This is a genomic window from Gymnodinialimonas sp. 57CJ19, assembly GCF_038396845.1.
GTDB lineage: Bacteria > Pseudomonadota > Alphaproteobacteria > Rhodobacterales > Rhodobacteraceae > Gymnodinialimonas.
Map to the genome: position 1 here is coordinate 2,855,468 of NZ_CP151587.1, position 23,604 is coordinate 2,879,071.

At 61.9% G+C, this 23,604-nt stretch carries 17 protein-coding genes and 1 tRNA gene; 7 read left to right on the top strand and 11 right to left on the bottom strand.

Features of this window, described 5'->3' with window-relative positions; translation table 11 throughout:
* Positions 1-386: 386 nt before the first annotated feature.
* The 4 genes from AADW23_RS14040 to pdxH form a co-directional block, all read right to left on the bottom strand.
* Positions 387-463, bottom strand: a tRNA-Pro gene (locus AADW23_RS14040).
* 59 nt (positions 464-522) lie between these two features.
* On the bottom strand, positions 523-1,005 hold the full coding sequence (locus AADW23_RS14045) for a DUF192 domain-containing protein (protein ID WP_341861569.1): 483 nt from the start codon (positions 1,003-1,005) through the stop codon (positions 523-525).
* 58 nt (positions 1,006-1,063) lie between these two features.
* Positions 1,064-1,609, bottom strand: a complete 546-nt coding sequence (locus AADW23_RS14050; protein WP_341861570.1) for a cold shock domain-containing protein — start codon at positions 1,607-1,609, stop codon at positions 1,064-1,066.
* A gap of 126 nt (positions 1,610-1,735) precedes the next feature.
* Positions 1,736-2,356: a pyridoxamine 5'-phosphate oxidase gene (gene pdxH / locus AADW23_RS14055; protein WP_341861571.1), complete on the bottom strand. Its 621-nt coding sequence runs from the start codon at positions 2,354-2,356 to the stop codon at positions 1,736-1,738.
* A gap of 135 nt (positions 2,357-2,491) precedes the next feature.
* On the opposite strand from pdxH, the gene fabI reads away from it, so the two are divergent.
* Positions 2,492-3,316, top strand: coding sequence for an enoyl-ACP reductase FabI (gene fabI / locus AADW23_RS14060; RefSeq protein ID WP_341861572.1), 825 nt, complete (start codon positions 2,492-2,494; stop codon positions 3,314-3,316).
* Between the two features lies 1 nt (position 3,317).
* Entirely contained in the window at positions 3,318-3,836 is a 519-nt protein-coding gene (gene gpt / locus AADW23_RS14065) for a xanthine phosphoribosyltransferase (RefSeq protein WP_341861573.1), read from the top strand.
* Between the two features lie 204 nt (positions 3,837-4,040).
* Here gpt and AADW23_RS14070 read toward each other — a convergent pair whose 3' ends face one another.
* Positions 4,041-4,994 (bottom strand): SDR family oxidoreductase, encoded by a 954-nt coding sequence (locus tag AADW23_RS14070; protein WP_341861574.1) that lies wholly within the window; start codon positions 4,992-4,994, stop codon positions 4,041-4,043.
* A gap of 161 nt (positions 4,995-5,155) precedes the next feature.
* Here AADW23_RS14070 and AADW23_RS14075 point away from each other — a divergent pair, with 161 nt between their 5' ends.
* Positions 5,156-6,070 (top strand): AraC family transcriptional regulator, encoded by a 915-nt coding sequence (locus AADW23_RS14075; protein WP_341861575.1) that lies wholly within the window; start codon positions 5,156-5,158, stop codon positions 6,068-6,070.
* Positions 6,071-6,213: 143 nt separating this feature from the next.
* On the opposite strand, the gene AADW23_RS14080 is transcribed toward AADW23_RS14075, so the two are convergent.
* From AADW23_RS14080 to AADW23_RS14100, 5 genes are all read right to left on the bottom strand, one after another.
* A complete protein-coding gene (locus tag AADW23_RS14080) occupies positions 6,214-6,768 on the bottom strand; it encodes a VOC family protein (RefSeq protein ID WP_341861576.1) in 555 nt (184 codons plus the stop codon).
* 100 nt (positions 6,769-6,868) lie between these two features.
* Positions 6,869-8,233 (bottom strand): HlyC/CorC family transporter, encoded by a 1,365-nt coding sequence (locus AADW23_RS14085; protein WP_341861577.1) that lies wholly within the window; start codon positions 8,231-8,233, stop codon positions 6,869-6,871.
* Positions 8,234-8,370: 137 nt separating this feature from the next.
* Positions 8,371-9,309: a tyrosine recombinase gene (locus tag AADW23_RS14090; RefSeq protein WP_341861578.1), complete on the bottom strand. Its 939-nt coding sequence runs from the start codon at positions 9,307-9,309 to the stop codon at positions 8,371-8,373.
* Between the two features lie 3 nt (positions 9,310-9,312).
* The gene (locus AADW23_RS14095) at positions 9,313-10,839 is read right to left on the bottom strand and encodes a hypothetical protein (RefSeq protein WP_341861579.1); all 1,527 of its coding nucleotides are present in this window, start codon (positions 10,837-10,839) and stop codon (positions 9,313-9,315) included.
* Positions 10,829-11,098 (bottom strand): hypothetical protein, encoded by a 270-nt coding sequence (locus tag AADW23_RS14100; protein WP_341861580.1) that lies wholly within the window; start codon positions 11,096-11,098, stop codon positions 10,829-10,831. Before AADW23_RS14100 ends, AADW23_RS14095 begins: the two co-directional genes overlap by 11 nt.
* Here AADW23_RS14100 and AADW23_RS14105 point away from each other — a divergent pair.
* The 4 genes from AADW23_RS14105 (at position 11,097) to AADW23_RS14120 (ending at position 15,973) form a co-directional block, all read left to right on the top strand.
* A complete protein-coding gene (locus AADW23_RS14105) occupies positions 11,097-11,672 on the top strand; it encodes a shikimate kinase (protein WP_341861581.1) in 576 nt (191 codons plus the stop codon). The genes AADW23_RS14100 and AADW23_RS14105 overlap by 2 nt on opposite strands.
* Positions 11,665-12,777, top strand: coding sequence for a 3-dehydroquinate synthase (gene aroB, locus AADW23_RS14110; RefSeq protein ID WP_341861582.1), 1,113 nt, complete (start codon positions 11,665-11,667; stop codon positions 12,775-12,777). The genes AADW23_RS14105 and aroB overlap by 8 nt, the downstream gene beginning before the upstream one ends.
* 194 nt (positions 12,778-12,971) lie before the next feature.
* Positions 12,972-15,392, top strand: coding sequence for an FAD-dependent oxidoreductase (locus AADW23_RS14115; RefSeq protein WP_341861583.1), 2,421 nt, complete (start codon positions 12,972-12,974; stop codon positions 15,390-15,392).
* Positions 15,389-15,973, top strand: coding sequence for a nucleotidyltransferase family protein (locus AADW23_RS14120; RefSeq protein WP_341861584.1), 585 nt, complete (start codon positions 15,389-15,391; stop codon positions 15,971-15,973). Before AADW23_RS14115 ends, AADW23_RS14120 begins: the two co-directional genes overlap by 4 nt.
* A 206-nt stretch (positions 15,974-16,179) precedes the next feature.
* Here AADW23_RS14120 and AADW23_RS14125 read toward each other — a convergent pair whose 3' ends face one another.
* On the bottom strand, positions 16,180-23,520 hold the full coding sequence (locus AADW23_RS14125; RefSeq protein WP_341861585.1) for a cadherin-like domain-containing protein: 7,341 nt from the start codon (positions 23,518-23,520) through the stop codon (positions 16,180-16,182).
* Between the last annotated feature and the right edge of the window lie 84 nt (positions 23,521-23,604).

Consider the following 23,604-nt stretch of genomic DNA (forward strand, 5'->3'; position numbering starts at 1 on the left):
ATGCGCTATATGTGGTAGCGCTTGATCCGACATACACTAACTGACGTATCTGGACCAATCGGGTCAATCACTTTTTTGGATAATCCACAGGGAAATAAACCTTGCAATCGCGACCGATCGCAGGGGCTCCAATTTGCCCGCTGATTCCTGTGCACAGGTGTCAACGTTAACCAATCAAGGGTTTCCCTTTAAACCGGGCGGGATAGCCGACGTGCTGCATGTGACCTTGGGTGAATCACGGTCCCGTTACTTCGCACGGCTCGCCCGATTCAGCGCGAGGCGCCCAAACACTAGATATAGTGTGGTCATGACAGATAAGTCACAGACAACCCAATAATTCGAGGGTTCGGCCAAATCGGCCCCAAAATGTGGATTGTGCTGGAAAGTGGTCGGGGCGGCGAGATTCGAACTCACGACCCCCTGTACCCAAAACAGGTGCGCTACCAGACTGCGCCACGCCCCGACCGTGCGGGGGTCATATCCAGAGACGGGAGGGGTGTGCAAGCCCCCAGTTGCACTTCTTTATTCCGAACAGGGCCAAACAGCGATTTCTTGCGCCACAGAGACGTGGCGCAATTGGGTTCCCGGCGCGATCCCGAAAGTTTCCGCTGTGCCTGCGTTCACCTCCAGTACATATAGTATGTCATCGCTGCCGCCGGGAATCGGCGTGCGGTCCATGGGAACGGCATCGGTGTGGACGTTAACCACCTGCCCCGTCTCATCGGCGAAAATCATGTCGAGGGGAATCAGCGTGTTCTCCATCCAGAAGCTTACCCGCTGTGGATGGTCATAGATAAAGAGCATCCCGCCAAGGCGCGGCAGCTCGGGCACGTGCATCAACCCCTGGGCGCGTTCGTGCACCTCATCGGCGATGGCCACGCGGAATCGGGCGCTGCCCCAATCGCCACGCAGCTCGACGCGGTCCTCGCTGCAATTGGCCAAGGCAGGCGCGGCAGCGAACGGCATCGCAGCCAAGATCAGACATCCCAGAAGATTACGTCGCATGGATAAGGTCTCACTTCTCTTTGTCGCGGCACACGGCCCCGAACCCAGAGGAATGTGCCTAAATCGTATCCCAGTTGCGCACTTCGGCGGCCATTTTGCCCCGCGGCCCGTCGACCACCTTCACGGCAATCGCTTCACCGGGCTGCAACTCAGCGAAACCGGAACTGCGCAAAACCTCGACGTGCACGAAGACATCCGTGGCGTCGCCAAAGACATTGGCAAAGCCAAAGCCCTTCACCTTGTCAAACCACTTCACACGCGCCGCGACAAGGGGCAGGTCAGTGGCATCGGGAAGGTCGGGAAACGGGCGCGGCTCGTCCGGGGCATCGTGATCAGAGGCTTCAATGGCGATCACCTCGGTCGCCTGAAGTCCGCGACCGGTGGTTTGTGCGCGGAGCATCACGCGCGCCCCTTCCGCGATCGACCCACGGCCAAAGCTGCGCAACACATTCGCGTGGAGCAAGATATCGGGCCCGCCATCTTCGGCGAGGACAAAACCAAACCCTTTGGTCGTGTCGAACCATTTTACCTGACCCGCGACCATAGCGCCGCCAGCACCACTTTCTGCGCGTCCCAAACCCATATCTCCAATATCACGTACCATGACCTATCGTGGCATCGTTGTACGCGCACACAAGGCTAAAGAAATAAGGTTTATCAATAGGTTGCAATTTCGCGTAACGCCAAATTGTATATCGGCAACACCCAAGTCAGGTGACGTTAACGTAACTCACGGGTTCAGACGCTGAACTTTCCAAGGCATTTCCGGCCCGGTTCGACGCCACTGAAACCGGTCATGCAGGCGGAAGGCACCATCGGCCCAGAACTCGATTTCCGTGGGCACGATCCGGAAACCGCCCCAAAATGGCGGCCGGTCCGGGTTCGTCCCCTTCGCGGCCGTGACCCGTGCCACATCGGCCATCAGCGACGCGCGACTGTCCAAGGGCTGCGATTGGTCCGAGGCCCACGCCCCCAGACGGCTCTTGAGAGAGCGCGACTTATAGTAGACATCAGCCTGCGGCCCGGCGACTTTCTCGGTCGTCCCCCTCACGCGAATTTGACGGCGCAGACTTTTCCAATGCATCACGAAAGCGGCCTTTTGGGTCGCGTCGATCTCTTGTCCCTTGGCGGAGCCATAGTTCGTATAGAAGACAAAACCACCCTGCCCCGCCCCCGGTGCCTCGATCTCTTTCAGCAAGACCATCCGCGCGTTCGGCATGCCCGTGGCATCGACAGTGGATAGCGCGATGGCGTTGGGATCGTTGGGCTCGGCCGCTTCGGCCTCTTCCAGCCAGGTCTGCGCCAGTGCAAAGGGATCATCGCCCGCAAAAATACCGTTTCGCTCACTCATCTGATGCCTCCTGATCGTCGTTGTTACCTGAGCTAGCGGGCAACAGCCGCCCCGACAAGAGGCACCGACCCGACGCCTAGTTCTTGAAGCCCTGCATGGTATGGCCTACGAGAGTGTCAACAAACGATTAAGAGAATGGGACACACGATGGGTATGATGGACGGTAAGCGCGGTCTGATTATGGGCCTGGCCAACGATAAATCCATCGCATGGGGGATCGCCAAGGCGCTCGCTGCGGAAGGGGCTGAACTGGCGTTCTCTTATCAGGGCGATGCCTTGCTCAAGCGTGTGGGGCCCTTGGCCGAGCAGCTGGGATCGTCGCTGGTCATCCCCTGCGATGTTGGCGACGAGTCGTCCCTGGACAGCCTGTTCGAGACATTGGGCAAGGAATGGGACAACCTGGACTTCGTCGTCCACGCCATTGGTTTCTCGGACAAAAATGAGCTGCGCGGGCGCTACGTCGAAACCTCGCCCGCGAACTTCGAGATGACGATGAACATATCGGTCTACTCCTTCACCGCCGTGTGCCAACGGGCCGAGAAGATGATGAACAACGGCGGCTCGCTGCTGACGCTCACCTATTACGGCGCCGAGCGGGTGATGCCCCACTACAACGTCATGGGCGTGGCAAAGGCCGCGCTGGAGGCCTCCGTCATGTATCTGGCCGAGGATCTGGGCCGCGACGGCATCCGTGTGAACGCGATTTCCGCCGGCACGATCAAGACCCTCGCCGCGTCGGGCATCGGTGATTTCCGCTACATCCTGAAATGGAACGAAAATAATTCGCCCCTGCGCCGCACCGTGACCCAGGATGAAGTCGGCAAATCCGCGCTTTATCTGCTGTCTGACATGGGCAGTGCCGTCACCGGAGAGGTTCACCACGTCGATGCGGGCTACCACGTCATCGGCATGAAGAACCCCGAAGCGCCCGACATGAGCATCGAGAAGAAGGGCGAGTAAGATGACAACACAACTGCCCCACGAAAAAGGCTTCCACATCTCCTGGGACCAAATCCACCGTGACAGCCGCGCTTTGGCGTGGCGCTTGGATGGCCGTGGCCCCGATGACGGCGCATGGCGTGCGGTCGTCGCGATCACCCGCGGCGGCATGGCGCCTGCGATGATCGTGGCCCGAGAGTTGGACATCCGCACCGTCGACACGATCTCTGTCGTGTCCTACCATTCCGGCGGCGGCAAAGCCGACAAGCGCCGCGAGGCGAAGGTGCTGAAATCCCCCGACGCCGAGATCATGGGCGACGGCGAAGGCATCTTGATCGTCGATGATCTGGTGGACAGCGGCAAAACGCTCGAACTGGTCCGCTCGCTCTACCCCAAGGCGCATTTCGCAACGGTCTACGCCAAGCCGGAAGGCGAGCCGATGGTGGACACGTTTATTACGGGCGTATCCCAAGACACGTGGATTTTCTTCCCCTGGGATATGGCTCTGCAATACGTGGAGCCGTATCGCGGCAAGGATTGACGGGGGGCGACGAGGCACAAGTCTGCTGAGCGGGGACGAAGCAGTCGATCGGTAATCAACCGATTTGCCCGCTTTCGGGCCTTTGCTGACCTTGGTGATGTCTGCAGCGAATGACGGCTTCGAGCCCGAATTGACCAATGCTGCGGTGTGTACGAATGGCCGCTCTCTGGAAGGGTGCGCTGGCAGCTGACTTATATTAGCGGGTCAGAGTTTCCACTCGAACCCAACAGCTTTTTCCGACTCATTCCAAAGCCTTGTCATGACAGCCTTGTCATAGGCGTGAGCGTTCAGTGAACCCTTGCCGACCGGGCCGACCGCTTCCATTCGGCCCGTCGGACCATAGAGGGCGCGTTGCTCGGTCAGAGCCTCTTCGGTCGCGCACATGACCTCAGGGTATGATCCTTGTTCGGCAGTCTGGACCATCGGCGTCTTGCTCATCAGCCACCAGATGAAACGCATCGTGCGGCTTCCGCTGGTGGTTATAAGCGATGTGGCCGACGAGCCCGGATGACAGACGAAGACCTCGACATCCTTGCGCCCCGCCGCGGCCAGACGGTCCTGCAATTCATAGGCAAACATCATTTGCGCCAGCTTGCTCTGCGAATACGCGGTGTTCGCGCCATAGCCCTCATCCCAGTTCATGTCATCGAACTTGATGGTTTTTAGACCCATGTTATAGCCGAGGCTGGCGACGACCACGATCCGGCCTTTGCTTTCCGCGATGCGATCGAACAGCCGACCATTGAGCAGGAAATGTCCGTAGTGATTGGTGCCAAGCTGGCTTTCGAACCCGTCGACGGTCAGCTTGCGTGTTGGCACCTGCGCGATGGCGGCGTTGTTGATCAGCGCGTCGATGCGCGGCACCGTCTTCAGGACCTCTTCGGCAGCCTTGCGCACGCTGTCCAAAACAGACAGGTCCATCCGGATGAAGCTCACGTCGGCCTCTGCACCGAATTCCTCTTTCAGATCAGCGATTGCAGCCTCGGATTTCTCCGCCGAGCGGTTCAGCATCACCACCTTGGCGTTCTTCTTCAGAAGGATGCGCGCGGCCTGAAAGCCAGCGCCCGCGTTGGCGCCGGTGATGATGTAGGTCTTGCCTAACTGGTTGCCGAGGCGTTCTGGCGTCCAGCCTTTCGGTCCGAATGTCGTATCTGCCATTTTCTGTCTCCTGCCAGCGCAGGCTGGCGGTTTGCGGTGTCATTGTCTGAAAGCACAGATAGACCCAAGCAGGATGCAGAAACAGGCAGCATTCTCTCGATTACTTGCCCAATCGTCTCAACGACATTGCAATGATGAAAGTCCTCTGTCAGCAAGTGTGCATGAGCAAAGACCAGATCAAAAACCTTATCGAGCGCCGTCTACCCGAGGCAGGCCTTGTCGATACAGCACTCAAGGGCGTCCAGCTTTTCCGGGTGACCGAGGCCATGCCCTGCGTGCCTGCTGTCTACGAGCCCACAGTGGTAGCTGTTCTCTGTGGCTCTAAAGAAGCTGTTCTGGACGGTGAGCACCACGTCTATGGCAGCGACAATTACCTATTGTGTCCCATGACTTTACCGGTGGAGGCGGGCACGCCTCAGGCGTCCAAAGAAAATCCTCTGCTCGGCGTGATGATTACTTTGGACCCAAGAATGATGCGCGAACTCACGATGGAGATCGGGGCAACTGCAGTTGGCAGGAGACAGTCTCCGGTTGAGGCGGCACAGGCTCTGGCCTTGGCGTCATGGGATGCCGGATTCACCGAGGCTTTGCTGCGGCTCCTCGAGTTACTCGATAATCCGGTCGATCTTGAGGTGCTGGGAACAGGGAGGCTGCGCGAGTTATGTTACGCGGTGCTCGTGGGCGAAGCCGGGACCGTTGCAAGACGGGCCTTCGGGATCGGAAATGAGATTGCGCGTACAATCGACTATCTCTCGAGCCATCTGAACGAACAGGTCACTATCGACGATATGGCCGACCATGTGGGGATGAGCCGCGCAGTTTTCCATCGGCGGTTCAAGGAGGCGACGACTATGTCGCCGATCCAGTTCGTGAAATCGATGCGGTTGAATAACGCTGCGATGAAGATCGCCGAGGGGAAGACCGTGTCCGAGGCGGCCTGGGCCGTGGGCTATCAAAGCGCATCTCAGTTCAGCCGTGAGTTCAAAAGGGTGTACGGCCAATCACCACGACAATGGAGTCACGACCAACAACTTGCGGCAGGGGTGGCCCAGGGCCAACTTAGCGGACCTTTATGAAGGCAAATCGAACGGCGGAAAGTCCCGCACAGCAGACCTCGGAGTAAAGTGCAGCGACTGTCTGAAATCCGCCCTTTCCTACCCTCTATGCTATGCGCGGCATCCGACGTTACGCGCTCTAACCTGCCCTCCGCACCCCCACCTCAATCACTCAAACTGGCCCGCGTCGCGCTTAACTGTTCGATCGCGATCGCCAGATGCTTGTCGCCTATCGCCTTGTCCCCGGCCTCTACCCGCACCTTGTGCGCGGCCATCAGGACATCGGCGTGGGTATGCACCGCGGGCGGCTCGAAACGATACGATGCCAGTTCGATCAGCATCCCCAGAGGGTCGCGGAAGTAGATGGAGTTCATGAAGCCCCGGTCCTTCTCGCCCGAATGTTTGATGCCGCGCGCGTCGAGCCGCTCCACCAGTTGGCTATACATCGACTGGCTGACCGAGAAGGCCACGTGGTGCAGCATCCCGGTGCTTTGCTCGGCGGCATGGTCCGGGGCCGTGCGGGCCTCGTTGGTGAAGATGGTGATCAGCCGCCCGTCGCCCGGATCGAAGTACAGGTGGCCTTGGTCCGGGTCGTCCAGATTGGGTTGCTCGAAGATGAACGGCATCCCCAGAACGCCTTCCCAAAAGTCGATGGAGGTCTGACGATCCGCGCCCATCATTGTGATGTGATGCAGGCCTTGGGATTGCAATTTGTGCATGGGCTGTCCTTTCGGTCAGGGCGGCATGCGCATGCGCCCGTTAACACTTTTATTGATCCAGAACAGAGGTTTAATCCCCTGCTCACGCTTGAGCAGACCGCTACAGTCGACGGATCTTGAGCTGCGTCAGGCGGTTCGCCTCGCGGCCTGCCACCTCAAAACGGAAACCGTGGAAGGCAAAGCATTGTCCCGGCAACGGAATTGTCTGCGCCTCGTGGATCACCAGACCGGCGACGGTGTTGGCCTCATCATCGGGCAAGGTCCATTCGGCCGCGCGGTTGAGGTCACGGATCGTCATGGCCCCATCAACGGTGAAATTGCCCGACGCGTCCGGCAGCAGCGTCGGCTCTTCGGGTGTGTCGAATTCATCGGTGATTTCGCCGACGATTTCTTCAAGGATATCCTCGAGCGTGATGAGGCCCTCAAGGGCGCCGTATTCATCCACCACCAGCGCAAAATGGGTGTGACGACGCAGGAACTGACGCATCTGATCGTCGAGCGTCGTGGTTTCGGGCACGAAGTAGGGCTCCATCGCGACGGCGGAGACATCGAAGCTTTCAAGGCCGGGCGCGTCTTTCCCACGGGTCAGGCGATCAATGGCGCGCAAAAGATCTTTGGCGTGGACAACGCCGACGATGTTTTCGGGATCATCGCGGAATACCGGAAGGCGCGTGTGGCGCGATTGCAAGGCTTGGCTGAGGATTGCCTGGGGATCATCATCGGCGTCGATCATCTCGATCCCGGAGCGGTGAAGCATGATCTCTTCCACCGTGCGTTCATGGAGGTCGAGTGCGCCCAAAAGCCTGTCGCGCTGTTCCTTCTCCACCGAGCCTTCCTGGTGACCGATGGTCAAAGCGCCCATGATTTCTTCTTGCACCGACAACATGTTCGCCCCCGCATCAATGCGCAGACCAAAGAGGCGTAGTACGGCGCGCACGACGATCCGAACGACCGCCACAATCGGCGCGATCAGCGCAATGATAAGCGCGATGGGCCGGGCGATACGCGCGGCAGAGGTTTCGGGGTTGGTGATGGCGTAGGTCTTGGGCAACACCTCGGCAAAGATCAGGACGAGGGCCGTCATCACCAAGGTGGCCGCGACGATGGCCCCTTCTCCCAAAAGCGTGGTGAACAAGACGGTCGCCAGCGATGTGGCGAGGATGTTCACAAGATTGTTGCCCAAAAGGATGCCGCCGATCAGCCGTTCGTTGTCCTCTTTCAGGTCCAACGCCTTTTGAGCGCCCTTGGCGGCTCGGTCGTCTTTGTCGGCCATGGAGCGCAATTTGCCCCGGGATGCCGCCGTCAGCGCCGTTTCGGAGCCGGAAAAGAAACCCGAGAACACCAGGAGCGACAGAATTACGGCCGCTACGATCCACGTGCTGGGATCGTTGAAGGCGGCGGGGTCGAAGAACGGCGCAGCGGAGGTGTCAGCGGCGGGATCGAGGGGGAGGGTTTCGTTTTCCATGGATTGGTTATGGGGCTGCGGTGGCGCGCGTTCAAGGGCTGCGCCTCAACGCCGATGGATCGACGCGGGGAGAGCGGTGGATTCGATATTTATGAAAAGGTGAAATGGGGGCTGCGTGGCGCCCGAAAGTGCGGCGGCTACCGCGCGAGGGGGTGTTTATCGAGCACCAGTTGGCGAAGGCGTTCGTCGAGGATGTGGGTATAGATCTCGGTCGTGGCGATGTCGGCGTGGCCGAGCAGGGTTTGGATCGCGCGAAGGTCGGCCCCGTTTTGCAGCAAATGCGTGGCGAAGGCGTGGCGCAGGGTGTGGGGGGTGACGCGGGAAGGGTCGATCCCGGCGGCGGCGCTGAGTTCTTTGATCAGGGTAAAGAAGCGCACACGGGTCAGGTGGCCGGATTTGCCACGGGAGGGAAAGGCGAAAGGGCTTTGCGGGGCGGGATTGGGGGCAGTGCGTGACGCCTGATGGGTTTCATCGAGGTAGTTGAGCCATGAAGCGATGGCAGCGCGCGCGGGCGGTGAGAGGGGAACCATGCGTTCCTTGCCACCTTTGCCAAGGACCAACAGCATAGACGGATCACCGCGCAGGGCTGCGAGGGGCAGAGAGACGAGCTCGGTTACGCGCAGGCCGGTGGCGTAGAGGATTTGCATCAGGCAATGATTGCGCAGACGATCGGACGCGGTGCGGCCATGGGTGGTGGCGGCCTCGAGCAGGGCGTCAACTTCTTCCATCGAGAGCGTGTTGGGCAGTTTGCGCGCCCGGGCGGGGCCGGTGATTTGTAGCGTCGGATTGTCATCGCGCCAGCCCTCTTCATGGGCGAACCGGTAGAGTTGCTTCAGGGATGACAGGCGGCGGGCGCGGGTGGCGGGGGCTAGGCCTTCGGCCTCGAGCCGCGCGATATAGGCTTCCAATGCCGCGCGGTCGGCCGTGGCAAAGCCGCCGGATTTGGAGAGCGCCGCCATGGCATCTTGCAAGTCACGGCCATAGGCCAACAGCGTGTTGCGCGCCGCCCCCTGCTCGGCCGCGGCAGCATCAAGGTAGAGCACGATCCAGTCGCTATCGGTGGCGGGGGCTGTCATCGGTCAGTTTTCGAGCAGCAGGAGTTGCAGGGCGGCGCGGCGGGCGATGTCTTCGAGCCCGACGGCACGGAACAGAACCAACGCGTCGGTGGTGTCATCGGCATCGGCACTGCCGCTCGCAAGGGTCTGGGCGGCCCGCAAAAGCGCCTCTCCCAAGCGGTTTTCTTGCTGGTAGGATGCGTAGCGGTGGGACGGGAGCGGATCGGCGAAGGCCGCAGCCACGGCGCGGCCAAGAACGGAGGTGCCGGGAACAACATCAGGCGGCAGCCCACGGGCAATGGCGAAAGCGAAGCGCTCATCGGCATCCTGGGGCACGGCGGATTGGGCCACTTCCTCGTAGATCGGCGACAGCAAGCCGACCTGCCGCGCAAGGATGCCCGCGTCGCCCACCAGCGGCGTGCGCAACAACCGATCCGCATAGATATCGGCGAATGCCACCTGCAAGCCCGCGGCCCCCATCGCGTCCCATGCCGGTACGAGACGGCGACTGGTTTCCACCGGATCACCGGCCAGCAGGGCGGCGTCGAAGGCTTGTACCGCCGCAACCCGGTCCCAGACCGCGCCCGAGGCCGACGGGGCTTGGGCCGTATAGATCGCCAACCATTGTTGCGGCGCAATGGCGCCCGAGCGGGTCAGTCTTTCCGCCGCATCAAGCTGTGCCCGCCAGCCCGCCAGAACGCTCAGGTCAGCGTGAACGAAGGCCAGGGGCAGACCGGTGGAATCGGGGCGTTCGGCGATGGCCATGCGCATCTGGAACTCCAGCGCGGTCAGGTTCGCGTCCGGTGGCAGCGGTGGCTCGCCCTCGAACAATTCAGGGTCAAGGAAGCGGGCGATCAGGTCTCCCTCGTCCTCGGATATCTGGCCCAAGGCCTCTCCGGTGCCCAACAACAGGGCGGCGGCGGGCCAATCTCCGCCACGCGCGAGGCAGAAGATCTGGGCGGGCAAGGTTGGGGCGATATCGGGGTTGGCGTTCATCGCGGCGCACGCGCGGGTGGCCCGGTCGGTCAGCAGGGACACATCAAACCAGCGCCGAAACACCGCCGGGGCCGTGGGCCCTGCCCTTTCCATCAGGGCTTGCGCCGGGTCCAGCGCGCCGCGCGTCAGCAACATGTCGAGGCGGGCAAGAAACAGGTCGGACCCTTCGGGTGAGGCCCCTTGCGGCGGCGCTAATTCTGCCAAGGCAAGGGTCTGCGTGAAGCTTTGCATCGCGGGCAGGCCCTGCACCGGCTGCGCCCGCATCAAGGCGGCCAAGGTCGCCGTCTCGGACGCGCCCCAAAGGTCCGCAGGCAAGCCAGTGATCGAGCTTGGCAACAGCCCGACAGCGTCCAGCTGGATCGCATCCAAAGGCAGCACCGTGATCGCCGGGATTGAGGCATCGGTAGCGATATTGGCATGGGGCCGTGTGATCGTGTCCGACAGCCAATCGGGCGTACCCAGGGGCGGCAGGTCGCTGGTATTGATTTCTTGCGCCGCCGCCACGCCCCCGAACACACAGGCGATGACCCATAGGTTAACGCCGTTAATCCACATCCAAATCAACCGGTTGTGTGACGGTTTGCACATCGGGCTGCATCAAGCCCGAATAGGCATATCCCACCAGTGCGATCGCACTCAGCAGAAGTAACACCAAAATCAAAATAATGATCCGCCCCATATCCGGTCCACCTGCCCTTAGAAATGTCAGCATCCGACGCCTTTGGATGCCTTCGACGTTTGCCGCCGCTTGCGACATCATATAAGCCATGGAAGGCGAGATTTCGCCACTGATCGAGGGAATTTTTTCAGCCATGGGCGAAAGCGTGCCACAGGTGCCGGGGAAACTGGTCAAAAGCGTTGTGCTTATTGGCATGATGGGCGCCGGAAAAACCGCGATCGGCCGGGCGCTGTCGTTAATGTTGGACGTGCCGATGCACGACTCGGACGTCGAAATCGTGCAATCCTCTCAGCTGACCATCGCCGAGATCTTCGACCGCTACGGAGAGCCCTTCTTCCGCGAAAAAGAGGGGCAAGTGATCGAGCGTCTGTTGCGCGGACCGCCCTGCATCCTGTCCACCGGCGGCGGCGCGTGGCTATCGCCCGCCAACCGCGACATGCTTTTGGCAAAGGCCACCGTGGTCTGGCTCGAGGCCGACCTGCCGCTGCTATGGTCAAGGGTACGGCACAAGACCCACCGCCCGCTTCTGCGCACTTCGAACCCGCGGGCCACCCTCGCCGACCTGCTGGCGGAACGGACCCCCGCCTACGCCCTGGCGCCCGATAAGGTGACGGTCCAACCCGATTGGTCGATCGATGCCACCGCCGACAAGGTGATGGAGATCCTGCGCCGCAATGGCACCCTGCAAAAGGCCCCTGCCGATGATTGATACTGTCCGAGTAGACCTTGGCGATCGCGCCTATGATGTCGAGATCGGCTCAGGGCTTATCGCCACGGCCGGTGCCCGCATCGCGCCGCTCCTCACCCGGCCCAAGGTCTGGATCGTCACGGAAGAAACCGTCGCCGCCTTGCACCTGGATGCCCTGCGTGCGGGCCTCTCTGCGGCCGACATCGAAAGTGATGCGCTGATCCTCCCCCCCGGTGAGGCCACCAAATCCTGGCCACACCTGCAACGGGTCGCCGATTGGCTGCTGACCGAACGGGTCGAGCGTGCCGATATCGTCGTGGCTTTCGGCGGCGGCGTGATCGGCGATCTGGTGGGCTTTGCCGCTGCCATCCATCGCCGCGGCATCCGTTTCGTGCAAATTCCGACCTCGCTTCTGGCGCAGGTGGACAGCTCCGTGGGCGGCAAGACCGGGATCAACGCCCCCCAAGGCAAAAACCTCATCGGGGCCTTCCACCAACCCTCTCTGGTGCTGGCCGATATTGATGTCCTCGGCACGCTCAAGAGCCGTGATTTCCTTGCCGGCTACGGCGAGGTCTCCAAATACGGCATGCTCGGCGATGCCGCCTTCTTCGAATGGTTGGAAATCAACGGCCCCGCCATGGCCCAGGGCGACACAGCCCTGCGCCAGGAAGCGGTGAAACGCGCCGTCCAGATGAAAGCCGATATCGTCGCCCGCGATGAAACCGAACAAGGCGACCGGGCGCTCCTTAACCTCGGCCACACCTTTTGCCACGCTCTGGAGGCCGCCACCGGTTACTCCGACCGCCTGCTCCACGGCGAAGGCGTCGCCATTGGCTGTGCACTGGCGTTCGAGCTCTCCTTCCGCCTCGGCCTCTGCTCCCAGGAAGACCCGTCGCGTGTGCGTGCCCACCTCGCCGCCATGGGCATGAAAAAAGACCTCCACGACATCCCCGGCGACCTCCCCGAGGCGCACACCCTCATGGAGCTCATGGGACAAGACAAAAAGGTCGTCGCAGGCCAACTCCGCTTCATCCTGGCCCGTGCCATCGGGGACGCCTTCGTCACCGCCGATGTCCCCACCGACACCGTCATGACCTTGCTGCAAGACGCCCTCGCCAGCCAATAAAGCGCGCCGCTCCCCCTTCATCTTGGCCCATACAACTCACTCCCCCGCCGCCCCATACGATCGGGTCCGCGATTGAAGCGCCTCACCCGCGCCCCCCAAGATCCCGTCCGCGACCGACCCGCTAATGTCGCAATCAGACTTGCCCACCATCGCCCCGTGACCTCAGATGACCCAAACCCACAGGAGGCACAGCGATGAAATCCCACACCCGTGTTTGCATCATCGGCGGCGGCGTCGTTGGCTGTTCCGTCGCCTACCACCTGACGAAACTGGGCTGGTCCGATGTGACGCTGCTGGAACGCTCTGAACTCACGTCAGGCTCCACCTGGCACGCGGCGGGCGGGTTTCACACGCTCAACGGTGATACCAACATGGCGGCCCTTCAGGGCTATACCATCCGCCTCTACCGGGAACTCGAAGACCTCACCGGCATGTCCTGCGGCTTGCACCATGTGGGCGGCGTCACCCTGGCCGACACGCCCGAGCGATTGGACATGCTCAAGGCCGAGCGCGCAAAGCACCGCTTCATGGGGCTCGAGACGGAAATCGTCTCGCCCGAGGAAATCGCCAAGCTCGCGCCGATCACCAACACCGAAGGCATCCTCGGCGGGCTCTATGATCCGCTCGATGGCCATCTGGACCCCTCTGGCACCACCTATGCATATGCCAAGGCCGCGCGCATGGGCGGTGCGCAAATTCATACCCATACCAAGGTGTTGGAGACCAACGCTCGTGTGGATGGATCGTGGGAGATCGTCACCGACAAAGGCACGATCATCGCCGAGCATCTGGTCAACGCCGCAGGTCTCTGGGCGCGGGAGGTGGCGGCCATGGCGGGGTGTTACCTGCCGCTGCATCCGATGGAACACCAATACCTTGTGACCGAGGAAACGCCTGAGATCTACGAGCGCGACACCGAGCATCCCCACGTCATGGATCCCGCGGGCGAATCCTATCTCCGGCAAGAAGGGCGTGGCCTCTGCATCGGCTTCTACGAGAAAACCTGCCGCCCCTGGGCTGTCGATGGCACCCCTTGGGATTTTGGCCATGAACTCCTGCCCGACGACTTCGACAAGATTGAGGATTCCATCGCCTTCGCCTTCCGCCGCTTCCCGGTGCTGGAACGCGCGGGCATCAAATCCGTTGTCCACGGCCCCTTCACCTTCGCCCCTGATGGCAACCCTCTGGTCGGCCCCGTACCGGGCCTGCGCAACTATTGGTCCGCCTGCGGCGTGATGGCGGGCTTCAGCCAGGGCGGCGGGGTTGGCCTGTCGCTTGCGCAATGGATGGTCGAGGGCGAGGCCGAGCGCGACGTGATGGCCATGGATGTGGCTCGCTTTGGTCGCTGGATCACCCCCGCCTACACGCTGCCCAAGGTGATCGAGAACTATCAAACCCGCTTCTCGGTGGTCTACCCGAACGAGGAACTCCCCGCCGCGCGCCCCTGCCGCACCACGCCGATGTATGACGTCTTTGACGGTATGGGCGCGGTCTGGGGGCAGCAGTACGGGCTGGAAGTGCCGAATTATTTCGCGGCCCCCGACGAGCCTCGCTATGAGGCCCCCTCCTTCCGCCGCTCCAACGCGTGGGACGCCACCGCGCGGGAAGTGAAAGCGGTACGCGAGGCCGTCGGCATCAACGAAGTGCAGAACTTCGGCAAATACGACGTGCAAGGCCCCGGCGCGCGGGCCTGGTTGGACCGGATCATGGCGGGCCGCATCCCCAAACCGGGGCGGCTGGCGCTGAACCCGATGCTCTCGCCCAAGGGCCAGATCATCGGCGATTTTACCGTCACCTGCCTGTCCGAGACACACTTTCAGCTGACCGGTTCCTACGGGGCGCAGGCCTATCACATGCGCTGGTTCATGCAGAACCCGCCAGACGACGCGGACGGCGATGTGCGCCTTGATAACGTCTCGGACCGGCGCACCGGGTTTCAGATCGCAGGCCCCCATGCCCGTGATGTGTTGCAGGCTGTGGCCCGCGAGGACGTGGCCGACATGAAGTTCATGGACGCGCGCCAGCTAACCATCGGCCATTCCACCGCCTTTGTGCAGCGCGTCAGCTACACCGGCGATCTGGGGTATGAAATCTACGTGGACGCCATGGAACAACGCGCCCTGTGGGAGGTGCTATGGAAGGCGGGCCAGCCGTTCGGGATAAAGCCGTTCGGGATGCGGGCGATGATGTCGCTGCGGTTGGACAAGTTCTTTGGCTCGTGGATGCGGGAATTTTCGCCTGATTACACGCCCGCGGAGACCGGGCTTGATCGCTTCATCTCTTGGAAGAAAAACACCGACTTCATTGGCCGCGCGGCGGCCGAGGCTGACCGCTCCTCTGCGCCAAGCCGCGTCCTCGCCGCGTTTGAGGTGGACGCTCTCGACGCCGATGTTGTCGCCTATGAGCCGATCTCGATTGACGGTGCGGTCGTAGGGTTCTGCACCTCGGGCGGCTATTCGCACACCGCCGGGAAATCCATCGCCCTTGGCTTTGTGCCGCGCGACAGGGCCGTCGAAGGGCTGGCGGTGGAGATTGAAATCCTCGGCCGTATGCGCCCTGCCCGTCTGATCACCAATCCGTTGTTTGACGGCGAAGACGTGCGGATGCGCGGATGAGCCGTTTGATTGTTCTGCTGGCCGCCGGTGCCTCTTCCCGGATGGGGGATCGCGACAAGCTGCTGGAAGAGGTGGACGGCCGACCGCTTCTGCGCCTCATGGCCGAGCGTTGCGTCAAAGGCGGTGACACCCGCATCGTGCTTGGCCCGGACCAACCCGCGCGCCGTGCCGCGCTGGACGGTATCACCGCCGAGGTTGTGGAGGCCGAAGGCGACGACGGCATGGCCGCTTCCATCCGGGCGGGCGTGGCGGGGCTCAAGAACACTTCTGTGATGATCGCTCTGGCCGATATGCCTGACATCACCGCAGGCGATCTGCATTTGTTGTTGGGTCTGCACGGCCAAGGCATTGCCCCCATCGTTCAGGCGGCCAGCGACACGGGCACGCCGGGGCAGCCGGTCGTCTTCGCGGCCAAGTATCTGAAGCATCTGGCGAAACTGCAAGGCGATGAAGGGGCGCGGTCGATTTTGAAAGCCCATGCCAGCGATGTGGCGCTGATCCCGCTGAAGGATGACCGCGCCACCGTCGATCTGGACACGCCCGAGGATTGGGCCGCGTGGCGGGCGAATCGGTCGTCCTGAGGCGTCGCGTGGCAACGCGGCGGCCCCGGGCCGAGGCCCGGTCTACGAAAAACGGACGACCTCAGCCCCCTGAGATCGTCCGCGGTACCGTTTAAGCGTTACGTCGTCTTACTCGTTACAAAACACACACGCTCAACACTCGTTACACGTAGCTACAGTGTCCGGAGGGACGCGCGTGGTGCGAGCAACACGCGTCCCCTAGGCCGTCAGAGGCGAAGCAGTTTCGCCTCATGGGCCTTAAGCGAGCGGCGCGCTGCCGCGTAGTCGGTCAGGCCGCCTTCGGTGGCAAGCTCAGGGAACAGCGCAAGGATTTCCTCGCGTGTCGCCTCGCCCATGGCACCCAGGGTCTGATCACCTGGCTGGAAGCTTTCCGTCCAAGCGCCGTCCGACAGAACCACTTCGTGGCGGTCGAACATGAAGTGGATGTAGGTGGTGCGCATCGTATCCATGACGCTCACGCCCTGCTTGCCGACCAGATGCTTGGCTGCGACCAGAACTTCGCTCTCTTCAAAGTAGAGCTGCGGAGTCTCGCCGGTGATCAACACGCGGTGTTGCGGGCTGACCAGCATGTCCCGCTCGGGCAGATTGCGCCCAAGGGAGCCCGCCTTGATCAGGATCGGCTTGAGGCCATTCCCTTCCGCCAATTCCGTGCGGTTCAGGGTCCGGTTTCCGGTCCAACGGATCTCCTGGATGCCGTTGTCGCGGGTGATCACCTTGTCGCCTTCGCGCAGGGTTTCCACCGGAACCTCACCACGTGGTGTGGCAATCATCGCCCCCGGCGTGAAGCAGGGGATGACGTTCTCGATTTCCTTGAACTCAAGGCGGCCGGCTTCTTCGCTCTGAGTATTGTCGGTGTAGAAGATCACCGTGCCGGATTCACCGGGCGTACCGGTTGGGTCGATCCCGTCGTCGTAAACAACTTTCAGCGATCCCGCGCCCGTCAGGTCGAGGGTGTCGACATCGCCGTCGCCGGGGTCTTCACCGCCAACGATGGTGTCGCCCGCGCCTTCAACATAGTCACCGGTGCCGTTCGGATCGGTGAACGTGCCCACGTTGAAAGTGTCGTCACCCAAGCCACCGTCAAGGCTATCTGCCCCTTGGCCGCCGATGATAACGTCGTCGCCTTCGCCACCCAGGATGGTGTCGTCGTCGATGCCGCCGTCCAGCGTATCGTCGCCTTCACCGCCATCAATAAGGTCGTTGTCGTCCTCGCCGTTGACCACGTCGTCCCCGGCGCCGGCGTTGATGGTGTCATCGCCATTGTTCAAGATTGGGTCGCCGGTGAAGCCGTCGTTTGGCTCGTCGATGAAGTTGGCCAGATCGTTGCCGACGCCGCCGTCGATGGTGTCATCACCGTCGCCAGAGTTGATCAGGTCGCTGCCTTCGCCACCCACGATGCTGTCGTCGCCGGACCCCGTCGTGATGGTGTCCGCATCGGTGCCGCCGTCAACGACATTGTCGCCGTCGCCTGCATCGATCACATCGGCATCGTCACCGGCATTGATGGTGTCGTCGCCGGCACCTGTGGTGATGGTGTCCTTGTTGTCGTCAGGATCTGCATCCGGCGCCGCAATAATGAACGGCCCGGTGCCACCGGCAGTCGGGATTGGCGTGCCGAGGTCTGGGTTGAACGAGCCCGGGTTGTCCGAGTTGATTACGTTGTCGCCATCCATGTCGGTGATGCTGTCGGCACCGGTGGAGCCGGTGATCGTGTCATCACCCAAGCCACCGTCGATGGTGTCATCGCCGGAGCCGCCGGTCAGGCTGTCGTCGCCTGCGCCGCCATCCAGAACGTCATCGCCAGCGCCGCCAGTGACGGAGTCGTCGCCGTCACCACCGGAAACGGTGTCGTCGCCTTCCTCGCCGCGCACAGTGTCGTCGCCGTCACCGCCCATGACGATGTCGTCGCCGTTGCCACCCCGCACGCTGTCGTCGTCGTCGCCGCCATCTACGGTGTCGTCGCCCTCACCCGCGTTGATGGTGTCATCACCACCGTTGCCACGGATGCTGTCGTCGTCGCCGTCGGGTCCGTCGATGATGTCACCGCCGCCGTCGGTGGGCGGATTGCTGTCATCATAGCCGGGATCCATGACCTCGCCGAATTCTTCGCCGTCGACCACCCCATCGGGAGCTTTCGGGGGAAGCAGCAGGTTCTCGATCTCGTTGAAGGTGACTTCAACCCACTCGTCCTCATCGTTCTGGACTTCAACCGAGCCAGAGGTGCTGTCCAGGTCGCCATCGGTGGTTTCCACCAGGTTCCGGTAGGCCACGAAGTCGGTCAGGTCGAGCGTGTCGTTGTCATCGCCGAAGGTGTTGCCTTCCACGAAGATGGCAGCGTCGTTGTCGCCGTTCTCGTCCACTTCGTCCTGGTCGATGAAGATGCTGTCCGCACCGCCACCGCCGATGATGCTGTCGCCCGCGCCGCCGATGATCGTGTCATCGCCTGCGTTGCCTTCCAGCGTGTCCGAGCCGCGACCACCGGAAATCCAGTCGTTGTCGTTGTTGCCCTGGATGAAGTCCTGACCGTGGCCTCCTTCGATGGAGTCCTCGCCCTGACCACCCATGATAGAGTCGTCATCCACTCCGCCGTCGATGGTGTCGTTGCCGGTGCCGCCCGTGATCGTGTCGGCATCGTCCTGGCCGTAGATCAGGTCGTCGCCCGCGCCACCGTCGATGAGGTCGGCGTTGTTGAGAGGATCGGGATCGGGGCCGAACGGTGCGCCAAAGCCGTCGTCGGCAAGGTTCACCCCATCGGGAGCCGGCGTTTCAAGACCACCGAAGATGGTGTCGTCACCGCCGCCACCCGAAAGCGTATCGTTACCCTCGGAACCGATCAGCAGGTCGTCGCCCGCGCCCCCTTGAACGCTGTCATCGTCGATGCCTGCGTCCACGGTATCGTTACCGGTGCCCGCGTTGATCACGTCGGCATCGTCGCCAGTGGAGATCAGGTCATCGCCCGCCCCGCCGTCAACGGTGTCCTTGTCATCATCGGGGTCGCTGTCGGGTGCGACAGCGGGGATCGGACCGTAGCCCGGCCAGCCTGCGTCCAACAGATCCTGGCTGCCAGAGGTGTCGATGGTGTCGTTGCCGTCACCGCCCAAAACGCTGTCGGCGCCGTCGCCGCCGGTGATATCATCATCGCCGGTGCCGCCGTCGGTCACGTCGTCGCCGACGCCACCGTCCAGGGTGTCGTCGCCGCCACCGCCGCGCAGCGTGTCGTCGCCTTCATCGCCGCTCAGGTCATCGCCGTCGTCGGATGCGCCGCCGACGATGCTGTCGTCGCCCGTGCCGCCGGATACGGTGTCAGAGCCCTGGCCCGCGTTGATCGTGTCATCGCCGCCGTTGCCTTCGATGATGTCGTCGTCGCCATCAGGTCCGTCGATGAAGTCACCGCCACCATCGGTGGGCAGGTTGCTGTCATCATAGCCGGGGCCCATGTCCTCGGCGAAGTCCTCGCCGTCAACAACGCCATCGGGCGGGGTCGGATCTGCGCCAACCTCGATGGTGTGGGTCGCGGTATCGGTGCCGCCATTGCCGTCAGAGATGGTGTAGGTGACCGTCGCCGTGCCCTCGAAACCGTCTGCCGGCGTGAAAGAGTAGACGCCTTCGGTGCCGGTGGGCGCAAGCGTACCCTCCGAGGCCGGGACAGAGATGCTGGCAACCGTAAGCGTGTCGCCATCGAGGTCGCTGTCGTTGGCCAACACGTCGATCTCAACCGCAGTCTCGAAGTCGGTGCTGTCGGCGTCATCCACCGCGTCCGGGTCATCGTTGACGGGGGCCACGGTGACCACGACGTCCGCCGTGTCTGTGCCGCCGTTGCCGTCCGAGATCGTGTAGGTGATCGTCGCGTCGCCGTTGAAGTTCTCTGCCGGGTCGAAGACGAGGTTGTCGCCGTCAATCGTGACCGTGCCCTGATCGGCAGGCACAGTGGCGGAGATGATCGTCAGCGTGTCGCCATCGGGATCGCTGTCGTTGTCGAGCACGTCGTCGATGATGACCTGCGTGTCCTCATCGGTAGACGCGGTGTCATCTTCGGCCTCGGGGCTGTCATTGACCGCACCGACCGAGACGATGGCTTGGCCATCGTCGGTGCCGCCGTTGCCGTCGGAAACGGTGTAATCAATCGTCACCGGGCCGTTGTAATCAGGCGCAGGTGTGAAGGTCACCGTGCCGTCGCCGTTGTCCACAACGGTGCCAAGCGCCGGATCAACCGAGACCGAGGCCAGCTCCAGCGTGTCGCCGTCCACGTCGGTGTCGTTGCCGAGCAGATCGACCACAACCGCAACGTCTTCGTCGGTTGTCTCGATATCATCTACCGCGACTGGATCGTCGTTAACGGGGTTAACCGTTACGTTAACAGTGCCCTCATCGGTACCGCCGTTGCCATCGGTGATGGTGTAGGTGATTTCAGCCGGACCATTGTAGTTCTCAGCCGGGGTGAAAGTCAGCGTACCGTCGCCGTTGTTCACGACCGTCCCTTGATCGGCGGGAACTGTCGCGCCCACCACTTCCAGCGTATCGCCATCGGGGTCGGTGTCGTTGCCGATCACGTTGATCGTAACGGCGGTGTCTTCATCGGTGGATGCACTGTCGTCAACAGCCGTTGGGCCATCGTTGACCGCGCCCACAGAGACAACCGCCTGGCCATCATCGGTGCCGCCATTGCCGTCGGAAACGGTGTAATCAATCGTCACCGGGCCGTTGTAGTCAGGCGCAGGCGTGAAGGTCACCGTGCCGTCGCCGTTGTCCACAACAGTGCCAAGCGCTGGATCGACAGAGACCGAAGCCAGTTCCAGCGTGTCGCCGTCCACATCGGTGTCGTTACCGATCAGGTCGATGACGACGCTTTCGTCTTCCATGGTGGAAGCGGTGTCATCTACCGCGACAGGATCGTCGTTAACCGGGGTCACGTTCACGAGCACCTCTGCCGTGTCGGTGCCGCCTTGGCCGTCGGAGATAGAGTAGCTGATCGTCGCCGGGCCGTTGAAGTTCTCGGCCGGGGTGAAAAGCAGCTCGTTGCCGACGATTTCCACGGTGCCTTGATCGGCAGGCACGGAAGCGCCCGTGATCTCCAGCGGGTCGCCGTCCACGTCGGTGTCATTGTCCAGCACGTCGATGGTGATCGCCGTATCCTCATCGGTGGTGACCGAGTCGTTCACCGCATCCGGCGCATCGTTTACCGGGGCCACGTTAAAGGTGATCGTCGCCGTATCCGTGCCGCCGTTCCCATCGGAGATGGTGTAGGTGACGCTATCGGTGCCGTTGAAGTCGTCGTTCGGCTCGTAGGTGTATGTGCCGTCGCCATTGTCCGTCAGCGTGCCGTTTGACGGGTCAGAAATATCGGTGACCGTCAGGGGGTCGCCTTCGGGATCACTGTCGTTGGCCAATGGGTTGAAGGTGACAGACTCGTCCTCGTCCACGGGAATGGAGTCGTCAACCGCATCCGGGCCTTCATTGTAGAGGTCTGGCAGAAGCAGGTTCTCGATCTCTAGGAAGTTGACGTTCACCCAATCGCCGTCGCCGTTTTGCACTTCGACGGTACCCGAGGTGCTGTCGCCGTCGGCGTCCGGTGTCTCGGTCAGGTTGCGGTAGGCTTCAAAGGCCGTCAGGTCGAGGGTATCGTTGTCGGTGCCCTCGGTAGAGCCATCGACGTTGATATCGCCGGTTTTATTGCCCGCGCCGTCGATCTCGTCGGCGTCCACAACGATCATGTCGGAGCCTTCGCCGCCGGTCACATCGTCGCCCGCGCCTGCAATGATGGTGTCATCGCCGCCTTCGCCAAAGAGGGCGTCGTCCCCTTCACCGCCGATCAGCGTGTCGTTACCACCGCTCTGCGCAGGATCTCCGGCGGCCACGTCCCCGTTGTCGCCGTAAATGGTGTCGTCGCCTTCGCTGCCAAGCAGGCTGTCGTCGCCGAAAGGCACGTCCGCCACTTCGGGCGCGTCGAAGTAGACGTCCGTGACGTTGATGCCGCTGTCGTTATTGCCGTCCTGGCTGTGGTCGATGACGATACGATCGACCGGGCCGGGGATCGTGACCAGCACCGAGTAATAGTCGGAATCGTCGTCCTTGTAGTCACCTTGGGAATCCGCGGTGTCCACGCCTGCGACGCCGTCGGTATCCAGAAGCGTCAGCTTTTTGCCGCCCTCCAACAGGAATTCGACCGGCGCGCCGTCAAGATAAGCGGTGAACTTCACCACGCCGTCGCCGTCGATGTCATTGACACGGAACGAGACGTTTTCGACCGGGTCCGAGAACTCTAGCTGATAGGCCTCGCGGTCGCCATTGTGCTCTGCCGTGCTGGACAGAGAGCTGTATTCGTCGACGTCAGAACCATCGTCCACGATGTCATCGACGTTTTGCTTGTTGTTGGCAAATTCGCTGTCGACGGAAGCGTCCGCTGTCACGATCGAGAAGGCCACGTCAACGTTGCCGGTGTTCTGGGTGAACCCGGTGATCGGATCGCCATTCTCGATGTCGCCGGGCCCGTTGGGATCAGGCGCCTTGTCCCACTCGAAGCTCTCGCGCACCATGGTGACCGGGGCACTGGTTGTCCCGTCGCCGATGATCAGATCATCGCCCTGATCGCCAGAAATCGTGTCATTGTCCGCGCCGCCGAAGACCGTGTCGTCGCCAAGACCCGCGTGGATGCTGTCGTCGCCGCCATTGCCCATGATCACGTCGTCGAGACCATCGTCGCCGTCGATCATGTCACCGCCGCCATCGGTCGGTGCGTTGGCGTCGTCGTAACCCGGCAGCATGACCTCACCGAAGTCCTCGCCATCAACGATGCCGTCGGGCCCGCCAGGACCGGAGGGGCCGCCCTCGGTGGTGTAGAGAGCAACGTAATCTATCTTGCCCTCGAATTCCTTGTCGTATTCGCCGTCGTCTGACTCACGCGCGCCGAAGGTGAATTCCTCATCGTCGTTGTCGGTCAGATCGAACGTGAGACCGGGTTCCTCTACCGTGATCGTCTCGGATGTGCCCGCTGTCACGTTGGTTACCGTCAGGGTCGCGCCGGTGGCGACGTCGAAGCTGTACTTAACGTTGACGACGTCTCCGGGGCAGAAGAAATCCTTGCTGGTCGAGAGCTCGACCTTGGCGTCGCCGTCGTTCGTGTTGTGATAGGCTTCGACTTCGCCATATTTCGTGACCCGGATCTCGAAGAAACCTTCGTCGTCCTCGTCGATCTTCTCCTCGCCGCGCGAAAGGATCACATCTTCTGAGCTACCCGATTGTTCCGTCTGAATGAACTGCACTTCAAGGGTGCCGCGATCGAGATTGAACTGTTCATCGTCGGAAGAACTGTTCGCATCGGCGTTCACATCGAAGACGGTCGGGTGGCTGTTGCTGCCGCTGCCGACGTGAAGGTAACCGCCACCGAAGCTGGCGGCCTGCGCGTTGGAGCCGTCGGGAGGATTGTCCAGCGTCTCGCCGTTTTGCGCGATGCCGTCATCCAGTCCCGTGTCGGCCGTCTCGTTGCCTTCGCGGAAGTCCCAAAGTCCGATCAATTTATCCAGATTTGCCGGGTCAGTGAAATTCGTCATCTCGCACTCTCCTATTGCCGACCGAACGCCGGACCTCCCCACTCACGCAGGAAAAAATTATTCAAACTGATGCGATGCTGGCTG